This is a genomic window from Paenibacillus sp. J22P169 (assembly GCF_059691995.1).
Genome location: NZ_JCAUAO010000001.1, coordinates 416059 through 438239 on the forward strand (window position 1 = coordinate 416059; position 22181 = coordinate 438239).

General features: G+C 38.1%; 28 protein-coding genes. 26 read left to right on the plus strand and 2 right to left on the minus strand.

Features of this window, described 5'->3' with window-relative positions:
- Nucleotides 1–91 precede the first annotated feature (91 nt).
- The 5 genes from AC58QG_RS02095 (at nucleotide 92) to AC58QG_RS02115 (ending at nucleotide 3705) form a co-directional block, all read left to right on the plus strand.
- Nucleotides 92–544 (plus strand): helix-turn-helix domain-containing protein, encoded by a 453-nt coding sequence (locus AC58QG_RS02095; RefSeq protein WP_497360286.1) that lies wholly within the window; start codon nucleotides 92–94, stop codon nucleotides 542–544.
- 443 nt (nucleotides 545–987) lie between these two features.
- The gene (locus tag AC58QG_RS02100) at nucleotides 988–1380 is read left to right on the plus strand and encodes a hypothetical protein (RefSeq protein WP_497360288.1); all 393 of its coding nucleotides are present in this window, start codon (nucleotides 988–990) and stop codon (nucleotides 1378–1380) included.
- A 313-nt stretch (nucleotides 1381–1693) separates the two neighbouring features.
- A complete protein-coding gene (locus AC58QG_RS02105) occupies nucleotides 1694–2332 on the plus strand; it encodes a GNAT family N-acetyltransferase (protein ID WP_497360290.1) in 639 nt (212 codons plus the stop codon).
- 627 nt (nucleotides 2333–2959) lie between these two features.
- A complete protein-coding gene (locus tag AC58QG_RS02110; protein WP_497360292.1) occupies nucleotides 2960–3181 on the plus strand; it encodes a DUF6440 family protein in 222 nt (73 codons plus the stop codon).
- Nucleotides 3182–3405: 224 nt separating this feature from the next.
- Nucleotides 3406–3705, plus strand: a complete 300-nt coding sequence (locus AC58QG_RS02115) for a hypothetical protein (protein WP_497360294.1) — start codon at nucleotides 3406–3408, stop codon at nucleotides 3703–3705.
- 992 nt (nucleotides 3706–4697) lie between these two features.
- Here the strand turns inward: AC58QG_RS02115 and AC58QG_RS02120 are convergent.
- A complete protein-coding gene (locus AC58QG_RS02120) occupies nucleotides 4698–5282 on the minus strand; it encodes a TetR/AcrR family transcriptional regulator (protein ID WP_497360296.1) in 585 nt (194 codons plus the stop codon).
- A 195-nt stretch (nucleotides 5283–5477) separates the two neighbouring features.
- On the opposite strand from AC58QG_RS02120, the gene AC58QG_RS02125 reads away from it, so the two are divergent.
- From AC58QG_RS02125 to AC58QG_RS02150, 6 genes are all read left to right on the plus strand, one after another.
- A complete protein-coding gene (locus tag AC58QG_RS02125) occupies nucleotides 5478–6158 on the plus strand; it encodes an NAD(P)H-dependent oxidoreductase (protein ID WP_497360298.1) in 681 nt (226 codons plus the stop codon).
- A gap of 110 nt (nucleotides 6159–6268) precedes the next feature.
- Entirely contained in the window at nucleotides 6269–7261 is a 993-nt protein-coding gene (locus AC58QG_RS02130; protein WP_497360300.1) for an LLM class flavin-dependent oxidoreductase, read from the plus strand.
- A gap of 20 nt (nucleotides 7262–7281) precedes the next feature.
- Nucleotides 7282–7524: a DUF896 domain-containing protein gene (locus AC58QG_RS02135; protein WP_497360302.1), complete on the plus strand. Its 243-nt coding sequence runs from the start codon at nucleotides 7282–7284 to the stop codon at nucleotides 7522–7524.
- A gap of 338 nt (nucleotides 7525–7862) precedes the next feature.
- On the plus strand, nucleotides 7863–8363 hold the full coding sequence (locus AC58QG_RS02140) for a DUF4871 domain-containing protein (protein WP_497360304.1): 501 nt from the start codon (nucleotides 7863–7865) through the stop codon (nucleotides 8361–8363).
- Nucleotides 8364–8898: 535 nt separating this feature from the next.
- Nucleotides 8899–9426: an RsfA family transcriptional regulator gene (locus AC58QG_RS02145; protein ID WP_497360306.1), complete on the plus strand. Its 528-nt coding sequence runs from the start codon at nucleotides 8899–8901 to the stop codon at nucleotides 9424–9426.
- A gap of 56 nt (nucleotides 9427–9482) precedes the next feature.
- Complete coding sequence (locus AC58QG_RS02150; protein ID WP_497360308.1) at nucleotides 9483–9698, plus strand: alpha/beta-type small acid-soluble spore protein; 216 nt, start codon at nucleotides 9483–9485, stop codon at nucleotides 9696–9698.
- 313 nt (nucleotides 9699–10011) lie between these two features.
- On the opposite strand, the gene AC58QG_RS02155 is transcribed toward AC58QG_RS02150, so the two are convergent.
- On the minus strand, nucleotides 10012–10209 hold the full coding sequence (locus AC58QG_RS02155) for an alpha/beta-type small acid-soluble spore protein (RefSeq protein WP_497360310.1): 198 nt from the start codon (nucleotides 10207–10209) through the stop codon (nucleotides 10012–10014).
- A gap of 288 nt (nucleotides 10210–10497) precedes the next feature.
- Between AC58QG_RS02155 and AC58QG_RS02160 the strand changes: the two genes are divergently transcribed.
- The 15 genes from AC58QG_RS02160 (at nucleotide 10498) to AC58QG_RS02230 (ending at nucleotide 21975) form a co-directional block, all read left to right on the plus strand.
- Entirely contained in the window at nucleotides 10498–10629 is a 132-nt protein-coding gene (locus AC58QG_RS02160) for a hypothetical protein (protein WP_436236338.1), read from the plus strand.
- A gap of 167 nt (nucleotides 10630–10796) precedes the next feature.
- Nucleotides 10797–10982, plus strand: a complete 186-nt coding sequence (locus AC58QG_RS02165) for a hypothetical protein (protein ID WP_497360312.1) — start codon at nucleotides 10797–10799, stop codon at nucleotides 10980–10982.
- Between the two features lie 417 nt (nucleotides 10983–11399).
- Nucleotides 11400–11849 carry a hypothetical protein gene (locus AC58QG_RS02170; protein ID WP_497360314.1) on the plus strand — a complete coding sequence of 150 codons (450 nt, stop codon included), beginning with the start codon at nucleotides 11400–11402 and terminating at the stop codon, nucleotides 11847–11849.
- 224 nt (nucleotides 11850–12073) lie between these two features.
- Nucleotides 12074–12607: an RNA polymerase subunit sigma gene (locus AC58QG_RS02175; protein ID WP_497360316.1), complete on the plus strand. Its 534-nt coding sequence runs from the start codon at nucleotides 12074–12076 to the stop codon at nucleotides 12605–12607.
- A gap of 155 nt (nucleotides 12608–12762) precedes the next feature.
- Nucleotides 12763–12894 (plus strand): hypothetical protein, encoded by a 132-nt coding sequence (locus AC58QG_RS02180; protein ID WP_497360318.1) that lies wholly within the window; start codon nucleotides 12763–12765, stop codon nucleotides 12892–12894.
- Between the two features lie 74 nt (nucleotides 12895–12968).
- Entirely contained in the window at nucleotides 12969–13556 is a 588-nt protein-coding gene (locus AC58QG_RS02185; RefSeq protein ID WP_497360320.1) for a hypothetical protein, read from the plus strand.
- A gap of 219 nt (nucleotides 13557–13775) precedes the next feature.
- Entirely contained in the window at nucleotides 13776–14336 is a 561-nt protein-coding gene (locus AC58QG_RS02190; protein ID WP_497360322.1) for a hypothetical protein, read from the plus strand.
- A 140-nt stretch (nucleotides 14337–14476) separates the two neighbouring features.
- On the plus strand, nucleotides 14477–14899 hold the full coding sequence (locus AC58QG_RS02195; RefSeq protein WP_497360324.1) for a hypothetical protein: 423 nt from the start codon (nucleotides 14477–14479) through the stop codon (nucleotides 14897–14899).
- A 523-nt stretch (nucleotides 14900–15422) separates the two neighbouring features.
- On the plus strand, nucleotides 15423–16247 hold the full coding sequence (locus AC58QG_RS02200) for an XdhC family protein (RefSeq protein ID WP_497360326.1): 825 nt from the start codon (nucleotides 15423–15425) through the stop codon (nucleotides 16245–16247).
- Nucleotides 16244–16561: an XdhC family protein gene (locus AC58QG_RS02205; protein WP_497360328.1), complete on the plus strand. Its 318-nt coding sequence runs from the start codon at nucleotides 16244–16246 to the stop codon at nucleotides 16559–16561. The genes AC58QG_RS02200 and AC58QG_RS02205 overlap by 4 nt, the downstream gene beginning before the upstream one ends.
- 115 nt (nucleotides 16562–16676) lie before the next feature.
- A complete protein-coding gene (locus AC58QG_RS02210; protein WP_497360330.1) occupies nucleotides 16677–17285 on the plus strand; it encodes a nucleotidyltransferase family protein in 609 nt (202 codons plus the stop codon).
- Nucleotides 17275–19437, plus strand: a complete 2163-nt coding sequence (locus AC58QG_RS02215; protein ID WP_497360332.1) for a xanthine dehydrogenase family protein molybdopterin-binding subunit — start codon at nucleotides 17275–17277, stop codon at nucleotides 19435–19437. Before AC58QG_RS02210 ends, AC58QG_RS02215 begins: the two co-directional genes overlap by 11 nt.
- Nucleotides 19430–19897 carry a (2Fe-2S)-binding protein gene (locus AC58QG_RS02220; protein WP_497360334.1) on the plus strand — a complete coding sequence of 156 codons (468 nt, stop codon included), beginning with the start codon at nucleotides 19430–19432 and terminating at the stop codon, nucleotides 19895–19897. The genes AC58QG_RS02215 and AC58QG_RS02220 overlap by 8 nt, the downstream gene beginning before the upstream one ends.
- Nucleotides 19898–19923: 26 nt before the next feature.
- Nucleotides 19924–20745 carry an FAD binding domain-containing protein gene (locus tag AC58QG_RS02225; RefSeq protein WP_497360337.1) on the plus strand — a complete coding sequence of 274 codons (822 nt, stop codon included), beginning with the start codon at nucleotides 19924–19926 and terminating at the stop codon, nucleotides 20743–20745.
- A 264-nt stretch (nucleotides 20746–21009) separates the two neighbouring features.
- Nucleotides 21010–21975 (plus strand): PLP-dependent cysteine synthase family protein, encoded by a 966-nt coding sequence (locus AC58QG_RS02230; protein WP_497360339.1) that lies wholly within the window; start codon nucleotides 21010–21012, stop codon nucleotides 21973–21975.
- The last annotated feature ends 206 nt before the right edge of the window (nucleotides 21976–22181 follow it).

A 22181-nucleotide genomic window follows, 5' to 3' on the forward strand; every position in this document is an offset into this window, starting at 1 on the left:
AGGTTGCGGGGCCGCGCAACCAAAGCGATCTTTACTTCTGCAAGCTATTAATTCACTATAGGCTTATAAATTGCAGAAAGGCAGTTGCGCTATGATATTTGGGGAGAAGTTAAAAACGGAAAGAACTAAGAATGGTTGGTCACAAGAAGAATTTGCCGAGAAGTTGTTTGTAAGCCGGCAGTCGGTTTCGAAATGGGAGAATGGTCAAAACTACCCAGGCATTGGAATCATTATTAAAATAAGCGATCTGTTTGGGTTAACTATCGATGAGTTACTAAGGAGTGACGAGGAGTTGACAAAAACGGTGATCAAAGAAAGCAAGCAATTGGCTTACCCGAAAATAAAGTTTCTATTTGATGTCTTCGTTTTAGTAGGCCTTGTGTTGTTAGTGATCAAACTCGTTGTCCTCTTTCTTAACAAGGTAACGGCGCTGGAGATTACCTTGTATGGAGGGTCATTCTTCTGGAACTTCGGTTCTTTGATACTCATGGTTGTCGGGGGAATCGGCTCCAGTATGCTGAAAGAAAAATATAAACAAGACTAATCAAACGACAAGGGTTCGCGGTACGATCCAAATGAAAACTTTAGAATTGAGTTACATTGTACCTTGTTAAACTCTAACGGATAACGATAGTTAAACATCTGAAGGGCTGCCGTCGTGGTAGCCCTTCACTCCGCTAACGGGCATTAGAGCGTGGTGGATATAGCGAGTCGGTTGGGCTGTTAAGAGTATTAATTGATCTCATAATACGGATGGGCAGAATTACACAATCGACAAGGTTAGACTCACTTCTATTCCAAATTGTGGTAAAATATTACGGATGTTCCAATAAACCATGGATTTCGTTTAGGGGGTAAAACAAATGAAGAAGAGGATTGGAATTACAATATTAATTCTAATCGTTATGGGTTCTATCTACTTCTGGGGTTCGAATTTTTCCCCACGATATTACTACACTCTTATTACAGACAATACAAATTTGAGTAATGAAAAATATCAATGGCTTAAAGCTACACCAAAGTATGAAGGATGATTGGTTTATCGGTAAATACGGTAAGGAATATGAAAGAATAGAAAATGCACTTTTTGACTATTACAAATTAAAAGATGGTCTGGTGATTGCTACAAAAAAGGGGAACGATAAAATTATCCGCATTAGTATTACAACTTTAAATGCTGAATCACTAAGAACTAATAAAGGAATAGGCATTGGAGAATCAATTGACAAAGTAAAGCAATTATATGGTGCTAGCTACTATACAAGGTGGGAACAAGGTGGAAGTATTATTGGGTATGTTGATGGGAAGGAAACTTTGGAATTTTGGTATGTTAACAATGAGGTAGACCAAATACGATATGATATTGCCTCTATGAGTTAGTATGGTAACCAGTAGCATTAATAAAAGTCAGGACATAGAGCTAACGTGAAACGATAGTTGAAACAAATTAAGGAGAAGATGCCACGGCAGCTGCTCCTTTTTGCATTAAGCAATTGGGCAGGATTGCGTGTTGGAAGATAGCGATCATTCCTTAGGGAATACGCTTTGATCGGTAATAAACTATTCGCCTGTGCGGGCGGTTCTTTTTTAATGAGCGATCCGAGACCGCCAGCTCGATAGACTAAACGTGCTCAGTGATAATATACATCAAGTATACTGTGAAGGTTTAACCGTCGGACGAGGAGCGTTCACTATGAATGTGGCTGAGCTTAAGCGATTTATCATTTCAATCGAGATTAAAGCATTAGAGAAAGCATTAGTTGATGGAGAGGGTGAGAGTCAAATCGCCGAGTTGATCCGAGACAGGATCGAAAACCTCAAGCGAGAAGGAGAGTGGATTCATCAGTTTAACGATGGGATGCCGACCTCACGATTCATATCGTCTGACCTCGTCATTCGGAGCGCGGTCACGGGCGACGTCGACACGATACGTGACGTCTATCGCCGAGCTTCGCTGACAAACAAAGCCGACCACCAGCTAGTCGCCGCTCATCCCGAATGGCTCGTGTGGGACGTCGCGATGCTGCCGTTCGCGAATGTTGCTGTTGTTGACGGGCGGGTCGTCGGCTTCGCATCGGCGCGTCCGGTCGACGACTTCATCGAACTCGAGGATCTGTTCACTGATCCTGACTATAGGAGACAAGGCGTTGCCAGTACGCTGATCGCTGACATTGCACGTCGCGGTTTGCGTATAGAGGTGTCCACCAAACACGCGAAGGCTTTTTATGAATCGGTAGGGTTCGTCGTCATCGGCGTCGCCAACTCAAACGGCGGACCCCTGCTACGGATGCGCCTCGATGTTACACGTAATCGGCCTTTGACGAGCATTTGATGAGGTTATATAAAGGGGCGGATTTATTTACAGGTTTAACATAAGCCTTTTTAAAACTCCTTTGAGATCCCATAAAGCATTGGATTTTGTAATAAACTAACGGTGAACGATAGCACAATAAACAGGGAGCAGAGTGCCGTGGCAGCTGCTCCCTGTTTTCATTCGAGTAACGGGCAGTTTAACACAACTTACGGCACTTCTCATATTTTTAAAAATAAGCTCTGTTAAACGAAATTGGTTGATTTTCTTCCCAAAAAAGCCACTCAATTGAGTGGCTCAACGTTATATTCGTTAAACAATCGTTTTCCGTTAAAGTTCAAACATGTCAAAGAAAATATCTACGAGATATGAGCGATAGCGTCAATTTGAACCATGACGGATCCCATAGCAGCAGGTGCTATTGTTCTTGCAGGATATGGTTGGGAAAAATATTCTTTATAAATTTCGTTGAAGGGGTCGAAGTGTGCACCTTCGCCCAGAAATACTGTTACCTGATATTGTATTTGAATATAATAACGCTAGTGATAGTTAAGCTTTCAAAAAACGAAACAAATTAATGACAACAGGCTGCTGGAATAATCGGCAGCGAATTAGGATTTACCCAATAATGAAAAGGGACTGATAAATATGAGAAATTTAATACTAGCACTAGGATTAATCGTATTTTTGTCTGGTTGTGGTACTTCTTCTGCTTCTATAAATGATGGTACGTTAAAAAACATCTATTCCAGCGAAGATTTTATCATAGTAAAAGATGTTAAAACTGGCTGCGAGTACATCGTTTATGATGAAGGTGGTATTACGCCGCGGTTAGAGATTGACGGAAAACCACGTTGTGTTCTCGACTAATTAAAAAGTTATAAAGTTGAATATCAACATTATTGAATAACAAAGCCAATTGAAAAGTAAACCACCTTATTCCGCTAACGGATAACGAAACTTTAACGGCTGCTAAAGGGCAGACGTATTATGTTAAATCGCAGGATGGTTTAAATTTTTAGCGAGTAGAAACAATACTACCGAGTTAAAGAACGTATCATAAATTCATAATCTAAGAAAGGATTGAATGATCAATGCATCAGAACGATAAAAATTCTGAAGATTCACTATCTTGGTTTGTTGAAGATATGCAGTTCGAGACTATTCGAGAGGCGCACGAGTGGGTGTATAGTGAAGCTTATAACCAAATCGGTTACTTATTTGATGGTTATAAAACTAAGGACTCGAAATTAGCTTATGCCCTACTGTTTGAATTAGTAAGATCAAACACAATTCATGGACAACGACATGATGTTCATTGTGACCAGGAATATTTAGATGGAACTATTACCTATAAAGTCTGGGTGACAAATAAAACATATGACTTCCGTTAAAATATCAAATTTAACTGCATCGCTGCCGCTCTTTGCGGTCATTACGCTAACGTTGAACGAGAGTTCAATAACAACAAGAGGCAACCGACCCTATTGGATCGGTTGCCTTTTCTCAACTAACGGGCAGGTTAGTGGAGTAACATTGAAAATTACTATATACAAAGTGAAAATGAATTACAAGATTTTTGTGGAAACTATCCCCAACAAAGAGCGTCTAACATTAAGAGTGAAAGGCTCACAAAAAGAATCATGTTTTAATGGTATCTGATTTCGTTGGAGGTGGTAAGCGTTATGTTTCTTCTAAGAAAAATCACTTTTTGGTTCTCAGCAATGAGCATAATAATATGTTTAATTGACTATTTTGGTAGTGGATTAGCAAATATTATTCTAAGTCAATTTCCTCCAATTACTTGGTTGATAAGGGCTGCACCTTACAGAGACTGGATGATAGATAAAAGCGTATTTCGGGCTAGCAGTATTTTAGTTACCTTTCGTTTCACAGCATATTTAATCCATTTCTGTTTTTTCCTTATTATAGGACTTGTTTTGGATTACATTATCCATTTATTCAAATCGCGGCAGCTCCTCTTTAGTTCATTAAAGTAACTGGCAGTTATCCGAGGTAAAATCGAGGTAATTTGATTTACAGGTGGGGGAAGTTATGTTCCCATTAAGTATGCAAACAAGATTGAAAGAATTATTTCATGCCCATCATGCTTCGCGAAAAACATTATTTTAATGCCATCCAACAGTTTTCCGTTCAACTAACGAGAAACTTTAGCGAAAGAAACCCGCCGGTTTAGTTACAACAATCCCGGCGGGCTTTTTTATTTCGGTCGAGAGAAGAATCGGATAATAGTCTTGTGTCATTTGCTTCAATTATCAATACCTAAATCGTAAAGATCCCTTTATTTCCTGTTCCACAATCGCGCCGAGATTGTTTAGTAACGCTTAGTAAGATAAATGGATATTGAGGAAAAAATGGTCAATTATCATCCTTTAATATTATTTATTTCCGTCACTATAAAAGGTAAGGCTTTTTTTATATATTGTTCTGCTGAAAGAGAACTATTATTTTCCCAATCCACAGATGCTCCGTAAATTCCCCAACTCAACACAGTAGTACCAATTTTTAAGGCTTCCGAATCCAAGTTAGGTTGTTGTTTTAAAAATAGGGTATAAAATAATTCTCCCAGCTTTTTTTTTATTTTTTGTTCAATTATTGAATAAAAGGATTCCATACTTCTTCTACATTGTGAGCTATATTCTGTACGTTTTTTTGTATGAAACTTAGTTAATGTAAAAAAGATTTTTTCAATAGTCTCTTCATTTAACCTATCGTAATGATTCAAGTGTTTCACAATGCTTTCTAATATATCTTCTGTAATGGAGGCATCCATTAAGTCGTATTTATCTTGAAAATGAGAATAAAAAGTGGCACGATTTACGGTTGCTTCCTCCGTAATGTCGTTTATTGTAATGTCTTTGAACTCCTTTTTTTGAGCTATTTTGTTAAAGGCATCCATTAACAATTTTCTTGTTCGAATAATACGTGGATCTACTTTCATCTCTTCCATATTTATCACTCACTTTTCTATGAATAGACGACAATTTAATTTGTTTGTTGTTTAGGCGATAAAACACCAAAACTGATGATTGAGCATAAATGAATTTTACTTTAGAATCAATCGAGTATACAACATTCATTGTTTAAACAAAAGATGTTGGCTTAACTGGATGCGTTAAAAAAACTAAGAAGGAAGTGTTCGAATATGACACAACGAATGATAAATAGAGAAGAAATTCTTGATGCGTTTAATTTTAGACGTGCTATAAAAAGCTTTGATCCAACAAAAAAAATCTCAGAGGAAGACTTTAATGTAATCTTAGAAGCAGCCCGACTTTCACCAAGCTCATGTGGTATTGAACCTTGGAAATTCCTCGTTGTCCAAAATCAGGAATTCAGAGAAAAGCTAAATGAGATTTCTCCAGGTGCACAAGGTCATCTGCCAACTGCGAGCCATTTCGTTATCATTCTTTCAAGAACAAGCAAGGATACAAGGTACGACTCAGAATATGTAAGAAATCACTGGCTTAATGTTTGGGGTGTTCCAGACGAAAAATCTGATCAAATAATAGAGGGTATAAGAAATTTTCAAGTAAACCAACAGAATCTGTTTGAAAATGAGCAAAAAGCGCTGGATTGGGCTAAAAGACAAACCTTTCTTCCCTTTGCCAATATGATGACTGTAGGAGCGTTACTAGGAATTGACTCTTGTCCAATAGAAGGATTCTATATCGATAAGGTAGAAAAGCTCCTTGCTGAAGAAAACTTACTAGAGGATGGTCACTTAGCTGTTTCGGCTATGGTCGCATTTGGATACCGAGCAAATGAGCCTGTATTCCCAAGAGGAAGAAAAGACATGAAGGATATTGTGCAGTGGATTAATTAATGACTTCAGACAGGACAGGCTGACAGGCTGGAAAGAGTAAAGACAGAATCGTCAACAGTGCAATTATGGATATTAAGAATCTATATTAACTACGAAAGAAGGGCTTGTTTATGAAATTAAGCGTTTTGGATCAAACTCCAGTTTCAAATGGGCAGGCTCCTCATGAAACTATACAAAATACTATTGAATTAGCTAAATTAGTAGATGATTTAGGATATCAAAGAATATGGTATTCCGAACATCATGGATCTGCAAACTTCGCTAGTGCTTCACCTGAAATATTGATTGCCCATATTGCATCAGTGACAAACCAAATTCGTGTTGGTTCTGGTGGAATCATGATGATGCATTACTCGCCATTAAAAATGGCAGAAATATTTAAAACATTAACGACATTATACCCGAATAGAATTGATTTCGGTGTAGGCCGTGCACCCGGTGGTGACCAATTTTCTACTCTTGCATTACATGAAGGAAAACAACCGAACCTGTTCAACCAGTACGATAAATTAGCAGATACAATGATGTTTATGTCAGAAACGATGCCTGTTGACCATCTATATAATCGTACAGTTGCAGCTCCATTGGGTGCTCCATTACCTGAAGTCTGGCTATTAGGATCTAGTGGCAGCAGCGCTGCACAAGCAGGACGATTCGGTATTGGTTATTCGTTTGCTCAATTCATTAGTGGACAATTATCTGCCGAAATGTTGGAGTCTTATCGTACAAATTTCATTCCTTCGGAGTTTTTGCAAAACCCTCAAATTAATGTTGGTTATTTCGTGATGGTGGCAGAAACAGATGAAGAAGCTGAATATCATGCAGCTAGTTTAGATTTAAACTTATTATTTTTAGATAAAGGGATGCCTTTTCAAGTATTATCTCCTGAGGAAGCATTAAATTATTCTTATACCGAAATGGATAAGATGCATATACAGAATAACCGTAAACGACTCCTAGTAGGGAGTGCAAAAAATGTTGCAAATACATTACGTGCACATGATGAAAATTTTGGTATTAATGAAGCTGTGATTGGGACAATCAGTCATAGTCATGAAGCAAGACTACAGTCTTATCGATTACTTGCACAAGAACTTTTATAAAAAGAAAGGCGGAGAAAGAAATGATTGAAATTTTAAATCGAATTAACATATTAGCTAAAAAACAAAAAGAAGATGGTTTAACACAAACAGAATTAAAAGAGCGTCAAGAATTACGTCAAGAATATCTTCAAATTATTCGCGGACAAGTAATCAGCACAGTTACAGGGTTAACAATATTAGACCCTTTAGGTAATGATGTTACACCTGAAAAATTGAAAAAAGAACAGCAAAAGCAATCACTAAAAAATAAAGATGACGCATGAAAATGACGGCTTGCGTGGAACAAGCTGTATATGCTCATTTTGTTGCTTAATCGTTTACCTAAGCAGGCTATGTTATCATCGGGTTATCCCGATAAAGAGTTAAAAGCTTATCTCCAACGAGGATCATGTTAATCAACCTCAAAATGAATACGACATCGATTTAACTAACGAGGAACGTTTGTTGAATAAACATAATTAGAGAAGCTGCCGTTACGATTGGCAGCTTCATTACGTAACGGGCAGCGTTTCGAAATTTAAAAATTGTTAAAATATGGTAATAGTGATAAGTTTAGAGCAACAGTGTGCAAAAATTTCATCCAATTACAGGAGGTGGCATTATGAGATTGAAATTAGGATTTATAGTTTTGCTGTTGTTCTTAATCGGTTGTTCTAAAATTGATACCACCGTAATGACCAAGGAAAGTCCAAAAGTATTAAACGAAGATAAATCATGGCAAATAAGCAGTATGTTTAAAGCCGATGATTATATGCTGTTAGGTGAACAAGGAAAAATAGGATTCATTTATAACGATCAAGAGGTAGATCGGTTTTATCCTGGGAAAAAACAAAAGTATATGTGGCATTTTTGGGCTGATACACCACAAGAAACGCAAAATTTATTTGGTAAAAAAGTAAAGATTGTTGGAGTTAGCAAACAAACTGGAGAGAAAGTAAATGTATTTGAAGGTAGTATTGGTATTCCAAATATAAATATAAAAGATAATAATAAGGCAGGTAAAATGCCTACAACGATGACTTTACCTTCAAAAGGTTTATGGAGACTAGAAGCTTATGTAGATGAAAAGCTATTTGGTAGCGTGGTTGTAGTAGTACACTAATGCTGCTATTTTAATCCAATATTAAACTAACGAGGAACGAGAGTTTAATGATAGCTGAAGAAAACCATGAGATTGACATGAGGGAGTGGTTAAAGACGGGGATTTTAAAGAAAAGAGCTTATACATATCTATTTTATTGCGTTCTTTTAGATATTCGGAGCGCCTCTTATACTCATCATATTAAATGGTGGAATCCTGCAGTGCGACTTCCGGAGAAACATGAGTATTATTATAAAGTTTTTAATGAAAAGTTAAAAGAAAAGATAAATTGTTGAACTAACGCAGAACGATAGTTAATACTATATTCTCTCGTCCTTGTCTATCGCTGTTTCTATTTTTGGTTCAGTATAAAAGTAATTTTACGAAGGCTGCCGATTTTGAAATTCTAAAAACGCGAGGGACTAATTTACTTATATATCTGATTATAAAAGACTTACATATACTATATGTGGGTCTTTTATGCATTAACTTTGAATAAATTTAATATTACAGGTAAGAATTCTAATAAATACTAATAGAGAGAGGTGACTAGAGTTTGGGTGAGAAAAAACGTGAGGACTCATGGAATGACGAACATGATCAATTATTAGCTAAAACAGTATTATCTCATATTAGGACTGGGAGTACACAATTGGCTGCGTTTGAGGAAGCCGCCTCTAAAATTAATCGCACGGCAGCAGCATGCGGATTCAGGTGGAATAAAGATATTAGGAAGAAGTATGAAAACGAAATACAAACAGCTAAACAAAACCGTTCATCTAAGCAGAAGCCAACACATAAAGAAATAAAACAAGTAGTTACTGTATCTAGTGCTAATGTATCCGCGGATATTCCTATTAATCAGTCTATTTCTTATAATGAGGCTTTGCATAAGATCATTAAATTAGCCAATGAACACTTGCAAAAGTATGATGAGTTGCTTCAAGAAAACATGAAGCTTAGGGAAGAAAACAAAGAATTAAAATCACAAAAACAACAAGCGTCCCTTGAAGTTTTAGCCCAAGAGGATCTTGATGCATTCCTTCAAATAATGAAAAGGGCAAAAAGTTTAACGCATGCATAAATATTCCTTAAACTCCACAATATAAAATCACACCAAGAAAAGGAGTGAATTACATCATGGCTAACAACAACACATTGGCAGTTCCACAAGCGAAAGCAGCATTGGATCAACTAAAGTATGAGGTCGCTCAAGAGTTAGGGATTCAGCTTCAAGCATATAATGGAGACCTCGCTTCACGCGATGCCGGCTCTATTGGTGGCAACATTACTAAGCGGTTAGTACAAATCGCAGAACAACAACTTTCAGGCTCTACAGGAAGCTTCAGACGCTAATTTGATGATATTTGCAGGCAAGCAAAAAAGACTACAAGCACCTATTCCTCCTGGGGTGAATGCAGTCTTTTTAATTTTTCCTTAAAATGTCTAGAAAACATGAGGTTCATGTTTATTGCATAGCCGAAAATATTTACGCTACAAGAATCTAAAGGTGAACGTTAGAGGAAATATCTCTAATATATTAAATTGATACGTATTTCGAGCGGTTGACAACGTTTTATTCATTACTAAATTTCGAGTGACAAGAACTTGATCCCATTCCCGATTTTGACAAGAACTAGCTGAAAAAGATATACCCTTTCTGAAAGCGCTAATTAAGGGTTGCGAGGTTGTAACGAATCCGTGGGAAGTTGTATTGAACTAATCCATTGTAGCCATTTGGCTGAAGAGGGATGCCCAATTCTTGCGCTACTTCATACTTTAGTTGGTTTATTGCCGCTTTAGCCTGTGGTACAAGTAAAGTGCTGTTATTGTTTAATTTCGCCGACCAACTAAGTGATTGGCACAATGTGTCTGCTTATATTACTTCTTAAGTGAGTACAATATATATGTTTCAAATTACTCAAAGGGGTGTGCTAAAGTTATGACTAATCAAAAGAAAAGCGTGAAATCCGAAAAGCAAAAAAACCAAAAACCAAATCAAAAGGGTAAAATTGATGAGGCAAATAGTAATTAAGGTGGTTAGTTAACAAAATGATTCACATATAAAGCCCTAAAATAGCCTGAGGAAACTTTCCCACAGAACAGGCTAAATTTTTTAGCTTATTTCATCCAAAATAGAAAGGAGGTAATCTCAATGTCCAATAAAACTAAAACTAAGATAACCAAATCTCAGCGTACCGTAGATAAGGAACTGCAATCTCGAACTCGAAAATCACCTGACCAGTCTGCACAAAATAATACACACGATCAACCAGGTGATGCTTAAAAACATTTCAGCGAACCATTAAATTAACAGTAGCTGAGTCTGTTGGTGTTGATTACACAATTGCATGAGGCGAAAACGAACCAATGAGGCTCTATGTTTAATAAGGGTGGAAAATAGCATCATAATTTAGTAGGGAGATCAACTTTCGAATTTGGAGGATAAATACAATGACATCCAGTAGAGGACATCAAGGAGCTCATGGCACAGGACAAATTGTTAAGCAACTGAACAATCAAGCCCAAGCCGCGGAGCAAATTCAAGGAAGTAATAAGGTCGATCAAGAAGTTATTGCAGCCGCAAACGAACATAGTTCAGAACTGGATGAAATCATTGATACGGATGTCAGTTCCTAAGTTGAGCTTCGGCATGGAACGATCTAAAGTAATACGAGTTAGAGACCTGCGGCATGCTTCATGCTGCGGGTTTTTTTCTTGTTCGGCGGCACAAACATAATCAGTAAGTAAAAAGTGCGTAACCACGAACACCAGTTGAGGGGCTTGCCTCTGCTTTTAGATCAGTATGGACAGAATAAAATTGATTTTGTCAAAGGGGAACGGGTGAATCCTAGTTAAGCTCTAACGAATAACGATAGTGGAACAGCGGATGCCGATGCATCCGTTTTTTGTTTGCTGTGCAAACGGGTAGTTTAACGCAACTTTCCAAGCTCTGGAATCGTAAAACTAACGAGGGTGAAGTCGAGGATAAAAATCTCTTTGGGAAGTTATGTTGGATTAACGAAGTGGTCAGTTTTTAGTAAAGGGGGTAGAAGCATGGTAATTTTAAAACATAGTGTTATTACAGTTGTTGCTATAATCGTTATAAATATTTTAAATAGTTTTTTTAACACGAAGCTTCAATATTCAATATCAGGTTTTGTTATTTCAACACTATTTCTTGTTACGTGGTTTTTATGCGGAGCAATACAACGTAAAAGTAATGCGTATGTTTTGTTTCTTGCTTTATACCCAATATTAGGCATTGTTTTAGGGCTTTTGTTTGAATTCCTTTCGATATCAAAACTTGCAGAGACATTACAATTTTTATATGTAAAGCCAATGCGAGGATATTATTTTATTGTACACTACTTTAATAATCATAAGATTTTGGTTGAATATTTAATCTTATTTTTATTACCGAGTACATTTGGATTGTTAGGTTACATCATGAAAAAAGCGGTAACATTCAAACGAATTAATAAAATCACTAGAAAAAGTGATTGAGCTAACGAAGAACGATAGTTAAACATCTGAAGGGCAGATTAACGTAAGTTGCAACTTAAACCTTCTACATTTCGTCTCCTTAAGAAGAAAGTGATGAGTATAATCTCAGTGATACCGTCTGTTAAAAAAAGACAATTGCGAATATATATAAGAACGCAAAAATGTGGCTTTCAAAACAGCTATCAGGTGCGTAGATTACGGAAATGAAAAGGAGCTTTTAATTAATGGAAATGAAGTTTAAAATTATTTTAACATTGGCGGTAATACTTGTCGCACTTACAGGTTGCTTAAACAAGGAAAGCAAGATTGCTGACCCAACACCACTTCCGACTTCAGCTCCAATCTCATCATCTGATTTTAAGTTATCATCCAAAGAACAAGAGGTGTATAACAACTTTCAAAAAGATTTAAATGAACAGCATTTAAAAGGGTTAGAACAAATTAGTATAGCTAAGATATACGTTCAAGCCTCACTGGATAATAAAAGAGATGTCATTTATGCTCTGTACACGGATAGAAAAGGGCATGTTCTATGGACAAAAGAAGAGTTTGAAAAATTTCCAGTTTCAGACAGAGGGACAAAAGAAGAGATTCTTAAACCATTTAAAAATATTGAAACAGGCAAGTTCATACAAACAAGCGATTTTGAAGGATTTATTGAGTATCAATCAAGAAAAGACGCAGAAGCTAAGTCGGGTTTCCAAATGATTAAAGACGAAGATGGTATTTGGAACGTTGCATTTCAACCTATTCAATAACTAAATCGTTTAACTAACGGTGAACGATATCTAAATAGACGACCAAAACATGGCTGCCGGTGAATCGGTGGCCTTTTTTAACCTAGCGGGCAGCAAAGCGATACAGAAATCACCTTCTTTAAAGAAAGTGACATTTCAATATAACGGGGAAAGAGATGAGTAAAAATAAGGTGTTTATATCACTTATAGTACTTTTAGCATTTTTATTCGGATATGTGATTCGAGGGTTGACTAATCTTACGCTAACGGATAACAATATTTTTGCGGCTGCCGCGGCAACCTTCTAGTTATTAATGTCAAAATAATTGAAACGAAGATATAGAATGTAACAAAAGGCTTTATGTGCCAATTGGAGGGAAAGATGAGGAAAAAAAGATTAGGAATTACAACTGTAATCTTCTTATTGTTGATTTCTTCATTTTTATATTTAGGGGAGTACAAATTAGATGCATTAAGTGCTGCTAGAGCTAACTCATTTGTACCGAAAGATTCAGTTTTATTAGATCAAGTTGAATATCCATGGGGAAAAGTATTCATTTTTGATTCACCAGATAAACCTATTACAGCAATAAGTTTCAAATCATTTGGGTTTTTATGGGTTTCGAGAACATCCACGTATTATTTTCATACCGATGACTCAATTAAAACAATCGGCGGAGTCTTATACTCGGATGACAAAGATAGGGCCGCGACTGTTATCAGTGTTTTGTTGAATGACCCGCAGATATCGTATTTAGAAATCGGACCCGAGGGAAACAGAATAAGAAAGAAAGCAGAGTTAAATATCCCTATTACATTTTCTTGGGATAAATCATTCCCTTGGAATGATTTTAATGCCAGGGCGTTAAATGAAGAAGGGAAGGTTCTCTATGAATATCGCTACGCCAAATCAAATTATACTAGATCTGAGGATTTAAAATGGTATCCTATATCAGTAAAAAGTCCATGAGAAATAACCAAGAACGAGAGCTTTTTGAATAAGAGAAGGCAGCCGGTGTTTCCTGCTGCCTTTTCAGCTAACGGGCAGTTTTGCTTGGTTTCACACAGTTCAAAAGAAGGGGAATGGAAATTTTTATGGAAGATATATATCCTGAAATAAATATTTTCCTTAAAGGAAGTGTTTAAGTGGTTTAGATTTCCTGACTCATTCACAAGCTTTTACCCAGTTTTGAGTGAATTATTAATGAAGGCACGTATAACTAATGTTCAAGTTAACAATGAATCCTATCAATTATTAGGATGGTCTGACCTTGAAGGGAATTCTTTCGGTTGGTTAGTTAAGCCTCCTGCAATTGATATTAATAAGCCGTTATGCAATGAACATAAATTACTTTTAACATATTTCGGGGGAATAACTGAAAGATGGAACGAGACTGGAATAAGTTGGTTGTTAAATTTGAATTCAGCATTAACTCTTGAAGATGCAGAAGAAGGTTTTCAAGGGTGGGAAAATTATATCGCGGATGTAAGTAATCATGAAGAGTTCGAAAGCTATATCAATCCCAACGACTACATAGCCTTCGCCTTTGAGGCTAACGGCAATATGACACTATACCATAAGAATAACTCATCAATAATAATGCTTGTTCATGACCACTGTTTTGAGCACATAACACCCCTTGATGGTTATCCAGAAAATACGATATACAGAATTAATGATTGCCCAAATTTTGTTGCTTGGGTTGAAGAAGTTGCTAAGCAAGAACTAAGTAGATTGATAACAAAATGAATGATTAAGCTAACGGGTAACGATAGCACAATACTAGTACAGGCTGCCGGGATTAAGGGCAGCCTGTTCAAGTAACGGGCAGGATAGTTTAATGAGATGAAAACACGGGTATAATGGCGCTAAAAACAAAATGAGGTGAGTTGAATATCCCAAAAGTCTTTGTGCTTGTTACCTTTGTGGTAATTCTCGGCATTGGTTGCGTAGCGAGTAATTTAATTAAAGAATCGAAAACTTCTAAAGCCGCTTCATTAAATACTTCAGGGTTAAATGAGCAACCAAGTCTAATTGGAGAATCAGAATCGTGTGATATTCCGCCAAAAACATTGAAATGGAATGGTCAAATATATACCTTGTCACATTCAGAAGAATACTCCGAACCAACTGTTAAACTTGGATATATGCAATGTATTAATGGCGACTTTATATCCGCGATAGATGATGGGGGAGAAAATCATTTTATAATTAATCTAAACGGCGTAAATGATTATGAACTAATGATTTTTGGGAAATGGGGAAAAGCATTATATTCCCCAAATAGATTAAGTGATTGTGAATTTAACTAACGGATAACTATAGTTGAACAGAAATAATGATTAGTTCTGCCACGGCAGTAAATTTAACAATTAGTGTTCGTTCGCTAGAAAGGATTGAAACTGAATGAATGTCAAAAATTCAAGCTGTATTTTTAGATCGTGACGGGACTATCACTCAATCATTTCGGTTGTTGTCATTAATGACTGTCCAATGACACAAATGTGCCTACATAATTTTAAACGTAAATGCCTGAGGAATCAGGCTTTTTTATTTTAATGTGGGAGGAATTGTGTCATCAAAAAGTGCACAAATGTCCCAACATTGTAGTCTTGCGACACAAATTCACCTACTTTATAGTGAGTTCAATTTTCGGGTCGGATCACACTTGGACTGTGTCTAAAGGAACGAGCATGGCACAAGCTAAGTAGATTTTGCCTTCTTTGAAGTAGTTATAGTGAAAGTATCTATGCTCTGAAAAAAATTCTGATAATTATAACTGTTAAATAATATATATCTATAAATGAAGTTTCGTTATAAGAGAGGGCGAGATGCATGGAACTTTACCAGAGACTGATCTCCTCAATTGAAAATCGATTAGGGGTTACCTTAATAACAGTCACAAAGATCAGTCTTCATGATCCAAACCTAGATTGTCAGCTAAGGGAAGTTACTGTGGGAACCAAGCTGCTGGTTTACTCTGATGGAAAAGTATTTTGTGAACAAGAATTAGCAATGGAAGAATGGCAGCCTTTATTGGAAAATGCAAGGATGGCGTTTGCCAAACAAAAATCAAATACGTACATCTCACAAATAATGTCCTGCGAAATTGAATATTTTGTGGAAGTGTATCCGCAGCCGCTGCATTTAATAGTTGCGGGAGCTGGCCATGTGGCGAAGCCTTTGGTGGAAATAGGTAAAAAGCTTGGGTTTTATATCACTGTCATTTGCGATAGGCCTCAATTTGCGAATTTTGAACAATTCCCTCTGGCTGACGAGGTTGCATGTAGACCTTATAATGAATATTTCCGAAGTTTGGACATAACGGATAGGCCTTATATTTTGTTGCTCACACGGGGCCATCAGTATGATGTTGCGATCCTTCGTGAAATCCTGCATCTTTCTGTTCCCTACATAGGAATGATTGGAAGCCGTAGACGCATTTCAGGAGTATTTTCTCAACTCCATAAGGATTTTCCAGATGTCGGATTTCAGAATGTATATGCTCCTATTGGCCTAGATATTGGCGCACAAACGCCTGAGGAAATAGCAATCAGTGTATTGGCGGAAATTTTAAAGGTGAAGAATCATAAATCGGGAAAATCACTAAAAGAAGAAATCGGCCATTTTATCGTGGATAGGCAGGAGGAAGCTGAATGAGCGAACTTGAGCTGCTGAAACGGATCGTGAGGATTAAATCTACCTGTGCAAATGCGGCTCTGGCTACCGTGATTCGAACGAAGGGTTCTACGCCCAGAAAGGTCGGCGCGAAAATGATTATTTATGCCGATGGAACAATAGACGGGACGATCGGAGGCGGCTGCGGGGAAAGCGAGGTGATTGAAATAGCCATGCATGTTATAGCCACAAAAATGAGCACCCAGCACACGGTTGATCTGACTGCAGGGCTGTTTTATGAAGATGGAGGTATTTGTGGCGGCATTCAGTATGTATTTATTGAGCCAATACATTGAGGAGATAGAATCGATAAATGTACAGAACGTGTAATAAAGTTTATTCAGGTTATACGCAATATTCAGGAGCATATATTATATTACATTTTAATAATAGGCCAAAGAGGTGGAATCGATGGAAGCGATCATCCTTGCAGCCGGATATTCAAGCAGAGCAAATGATTTTAAAATGACATTAAAACTAGGGGAAATGACAGTATTGGAGCATACCATCTCCAAATTTGAAGGAATATGTAAAAGGGTTATCGTGGTGAGTGGTTTTCAGTGGGAACGGATAAAAGAAGCAACATCTGAGATGCAGAAGAATAACAAATATGCCATGGATATCGTATGTGTGGTTAATCCAAGTTTTGACCAAGGTATGTTTAGTTCCGTTCAAAGAGGTTGCAGAGAAGTGGAAGCATCTAGTTTCTTTATAACACCTGGGGATTGTCCGCTTGTAGAAAAAGAAACTATACGGAATTTAGCAATAGCAGAGGGGAAGGTAGTGATTCCAAGTTATCATTTGAAAAGTGGACATCCCATTAAATTATCTGGCGAGATCAAGAACCGCATTCTTGAAGCCAATACAAACAGTAACTTGCGAAAGATTATTCAAATATATGAAAAGAATTATTTGAATGTAAAAGATTTGGGTGTCCTTATGGATCTGGATACTCCAGAAGATTTCGAAAAAGCGACCGAATATTACAACCATAAGGGGTGCTGTTCCGATGAATGCTAAGGATATTAGTATCTCTGTGAAAAAAAAGGATCACGATGGGAAAGTATCAGGTCAACTAGCTTATATCGGTGATGTGAAAGTAGAATCTATGCTTTATGGTGTTTTGTATCGATCGCCAACCGCATACGGTAAAGTACGATCCATCCAGCTGCCTCCATTGCCTGAAGGTTATGAAAAGATTGGAGCAGAACACATCCCCGGGGCTAATTTTGTAAAACTGTTACATAAGGATCAGCCCATTTTTGCTAATGAATGGGTCAATTATATTGGGGAACCCCTGTTCATGCTCGTTGGCCCAAAGTTAGACATTCTATATCAATTATTAGATGAAGCCCAAGTGGATATTGAAGAACATCAAGCAATCTATACATTAGAAGAAGCGATTAAACAAAAGGATCAAACAGGCGTATTTGCCAGTCATGAATTTGGAGAAAGTCTCGAAGTGATACAATCTATAGAGGAAAATGCACATCAAATCATAGAAGAAGTTTACGAGACTGGTTATCAAGAACATGTCTATTTGGAACCCCAAGGAATGCTAGGGATTTATAAGCAGGATGAAATCCTTGTAGAAGGATCGATGCAATGTCTTTATTATGTGAAAAAGGCATTGATTAGCGCTCTGGCATGTGAGAATGATGAGGTAAGGGTGATTCAAAGTCCTACAGGCGGCGGGTTTGGCGGGAAAGAAGATTTCCCTTCTATGATGGCTTGTCATGTTGGCATAGCTGCGAAGGTTGTCAAAAAACCGGTTATGCTTTTGTTTGACCGAGCAGAGGATTTTGAAGTAACGACAAAGAGACATCCTTCCAAATTTATATATCGAACAGCTTTAAATGAAGAAGGAAATATTCTAAGTATGAATGTAGAGCTCTTTCTTGACAGCGGAGCAAATGCAGGTTTGAGTCCTGTTGTTTTGCAGAGGGCATTACTGAACAGTGCAGGCGTATATAAAATTCCGCATTTTCATGCGAAAGGCTATGCGCTGAAAACCAATACTGTGCCCAATGGAGCTTTTAGAGGCTTTGGCGCACCGCAAAGTTTTGCAGCAATTGAAAGTCTTATGGGACACATTAGTAAAAAGCTAAAACGAGACCCCATTGAATATAAAAGAAACTATTTGGTCAAACAAGGTGATGCCACCATTACCAACGGGAGATTTAAAGACCCAGTTTTGATAGAAGACATGATCAAAGAGTTAATGCTTACAGTCGACTACACAAAGAAAAAAGAAGAGTTCCACGGCTTTAACCTGCAAAACAAACGCTACAAAAAAGGGATAGGCGCTTCCTTTTTCTTGCACGGCTGTGGATTCACCGGCAGTGGGGAAAGAGACCATATAAAAGCTACAGTAAAGTTAGCAAAAACAGAAAACGATCAAGTGCTGATCAAGATCTCAAATTCAGATATGGGTCAGGGCGCGCTAACCATTATGAGCAAAATTGTAGCGCAAGAGCTTGGACTGCCTTACGAAGACATATCGTTTCCATATCCGGATACGAAAGAAGTTCCTGATTCTGGTCCAACCGTAGCATCCAGAACCACGATGATTGTCGGCAAATTACTGGAACGGGCAGCAAGCAAACTGAAAGCTGGATGGCTTTCAGGTGTAGCTCAAGAGGTAGTAGAACACTATGTACATGAAGAAATGATTCCATGGGATGAGGAAAAATTCTCTGGAGATGCTTATCCCGCTTATGCGTGGGGAGTAAATATGATTGAACTAGAAGTGGATACCATAACTGGAAATGTTCAAGTGGAAAAGATTTACGGTAGCTTTGATATAGGAAAAGCAATTGATGAACAAATTGTTAAGGGTCAGATCGATGGTGGCATGGTCCAAGGAATCGCTTATGGTTTTATGGAAAAAATGACGTCTAAATCAGGCAAGATCCAGCAAAAAAGCATTTCAGACTATGGCCCTCCAACGGCTATGGATGTAGTCCATATTGAAAGTAAACTTTATGATAATCCTTTTGCTGGAGGACCATATGGCGCGAAAGGTGTCGGTGAATTGCCACTAACGGGAGGAGCTCCTGCTGTGCAAGCAGCGATAGAAGATGCCTTGCAAAAATCCTTTTTTCAAATTCCTGTTACGCCAGAATTGATTATCGAAAGTTTGGCGAAGAAGGCGGGGGAGGCAATTGATTAAATTTCACCTTAATGGAAGAGAAGTAATAACAAAAGCTCCATCCACAATTAGATTAATTGATCTATTAAGAGAGGAATTTCAGTTAATTGGTTCAAAGGAAGGCTGTGGGGATGGAGAGTGCGGGACTTGTAGTGTCCTTGTAAATTCTCTTGTTCAAAATAGCTGTCTCATTCCCATTGGCGCCATTGAAGGAGCAGATATTATTACCATTGATGGATATTGTAAGACGACACAGTTTCAAATGTTAAGTGAATGCTATTCGGAAGCAGGCGCAGTTCAATGTGGTTATTGCATTCCAGGAATGGTTATGGCAAGTGCAGCCCTTCTATCCCAAAATCCTCATCCGACAGAAGAAGAGATTCGTGAAGGAATCTCCGGAAATTTGTGCCGTTGTACCGGCTATAACATGATTGTGGATGCGATTGACTTAGCAGCGAAAAAGGGTGAAGGCTTATGGTAATGAAGACCAACACATCCTACCGATTTATGAGTTTAGAAGAAACCATCTCTCAATTAAGCAGAGAAGATTGCCAAATTATTGCGGGCGGCACAGATGTCATGGTACAGCATAAAAGTCCTAAAGGAAGCCCTGCCAAGTTTGTTAAACCCATTGTTTTTATCGATCATTTAAAGGAATTAAAACAGATTTATAAGGTGAATCATGACATTCATATAGGTGCTTGTTGTTCCTTTAGCGAACTGTTGAAACACGCCCTCATACCGGTAATACTAAAGAAAGCAATAAAAGAAATTGCCGCGCCAGCTATTCGAAATAGAGGAACGATTGGCGGGAATATTTGCAATGCATCCCCTGCAGGAGATACTTTGCCATTGCTATATATCTATAACGCTAAAATACGACTGAGATCCGCTAGAGGTGAAAGGGTATTAGATATTCGAGATTTTATTCAAGGACCAAGAAAAGTGAACAGATTGAAAGATGAAATCGTGACAGAAATCATTTTGCCAGAAGTGCAAGAGGATCATACTTATTTTGTTTATGAGAAAGTAGCTAACAGAAGAGCAGATGCAATAGCAAAAATATCGTTTGCGGGTTCGATGCGTTGGGATGAAGGCAGGATTTGTGATGCTCGATTTGCTTTCGGTGCTGTAGGTCCGACCATTGTACGTTCCATGGATATTGAAAAAAAATTATTGGGAGAAGCATTTCCGTTGGATAATAAGTTAATTGATGGGGTTGTTGCTGATTTTGAAAGTATATTAAAACCAATAGATGATCAACGCTCTACAGCGGTTTATCGGAAAACAGTGGCACTAAATTTATTGCGTCATTTTCTAGAAAAATAGTCGATCAAAAAACACTTGATAAAATTCTGGGCAAGTTAAGAAAAAACCTTGATGATTCAAGGTTTTTTCTTTTTCAATATTGAAATAGCCTCCCCAACTAACCGACAAATTACTTTCATGTACTCAAAGTATAGAGAGGGATTGGGAGCATCGCCTCGAATAAAATAATTAACTAAAAACATTATTAGCTGCACCACGCAGGGATTTCATGGTTCTCTTATTAACTTTAAGAAGTCGAAAGAGAAATGGAAAGGAGTGGGGCAAATGATCGACTATCGTAGAACAATTCTGGATGGCGCTCATCAAGCGATAGGAAACACACCAATGGTTAGATTGAGCCGGTTAACCAAGGAATTAGACGGAGAAATTTATGCCAAGCTCGAATACCTCAATCCTGGTTTTAGCAAGAAAGACCGTATTGCGCTTCAAATTATAGAAGAAGCAGAGCTGGACGGTACGCTTACTCCAGGTCAGACCGTCGTGGAGCTGACTAGCGGCAATACCGGAACTGGGCTTGCTATTGTCTGCGCGGTGAAAGGGTACCCGTTTGTTGCTGTTATGTCGAAGGGGAATTCGATGGAGAGGGCGCGGATGATGCGTGCGCTAGGAGCCGAGGTCGTACTGGTCGAACAAGCGACTGGCTCAATGCCCGGACAAGTGTCTGGCGAGGATCTTGCGGCTGTAGACGCAGAAACGCTTCATATCGTTCAAGAACGAGGCGCATTCCGTGCGGATCAATTCCATCATCGCGGGAGTTTGCTCGCTCATGAGTTACATACAGCAGAAGAGATATGGGAGCAAACGAGTGGCGATTTCGATGTGTATCTTGACTTTGCAGGAAGCGGTGGAACGTTTGCTGGCTGTGCCAAAAGGTTGAATGCCTATAATCCTGTCATTCGCAGCTATTTGGTAGAACCGGAAGGGGCACCTTATTTGGCAGGTGGAACCCAGACCAATCCGAACCACAGGCTGCAAGGCGGCGGTTATAGTATGGAGTTGCCATTGGTTGATCGAAACTTGATCACTGATTTCTTGACGGTTACCGATGAGGAGGCGATTGAATCTTGTAGGAGATTAGCGCGCGAAGAGGGGATTTTCGCGGGTTTTTCTTCCGGGGCCAACGTTGCTGCAGCCCTGCAACTGCTGAAGTCGCGAGAGAAAGGCGCACGGATCGTATTGACCATTAACGATTCAGGATTGAAATATTTAAGCACCGATCTGTACGCGTAGACGAATAATTAATAATTCAAGAGCGGAAGTAACGAATGAGCATTCGTTATTTCCGCTCTATTTGCACCTAGTAGGATTTATCACTTCTTCACTCTTTTTTTGATCATCAGAAAATCAATGAATAAATGAAAAAAGCGGCTGTATCCTTTAAGCCCGTGCTTCTTTATGATTTAGATTATAAACGTGAAAGCCATTCTTTTAATAAA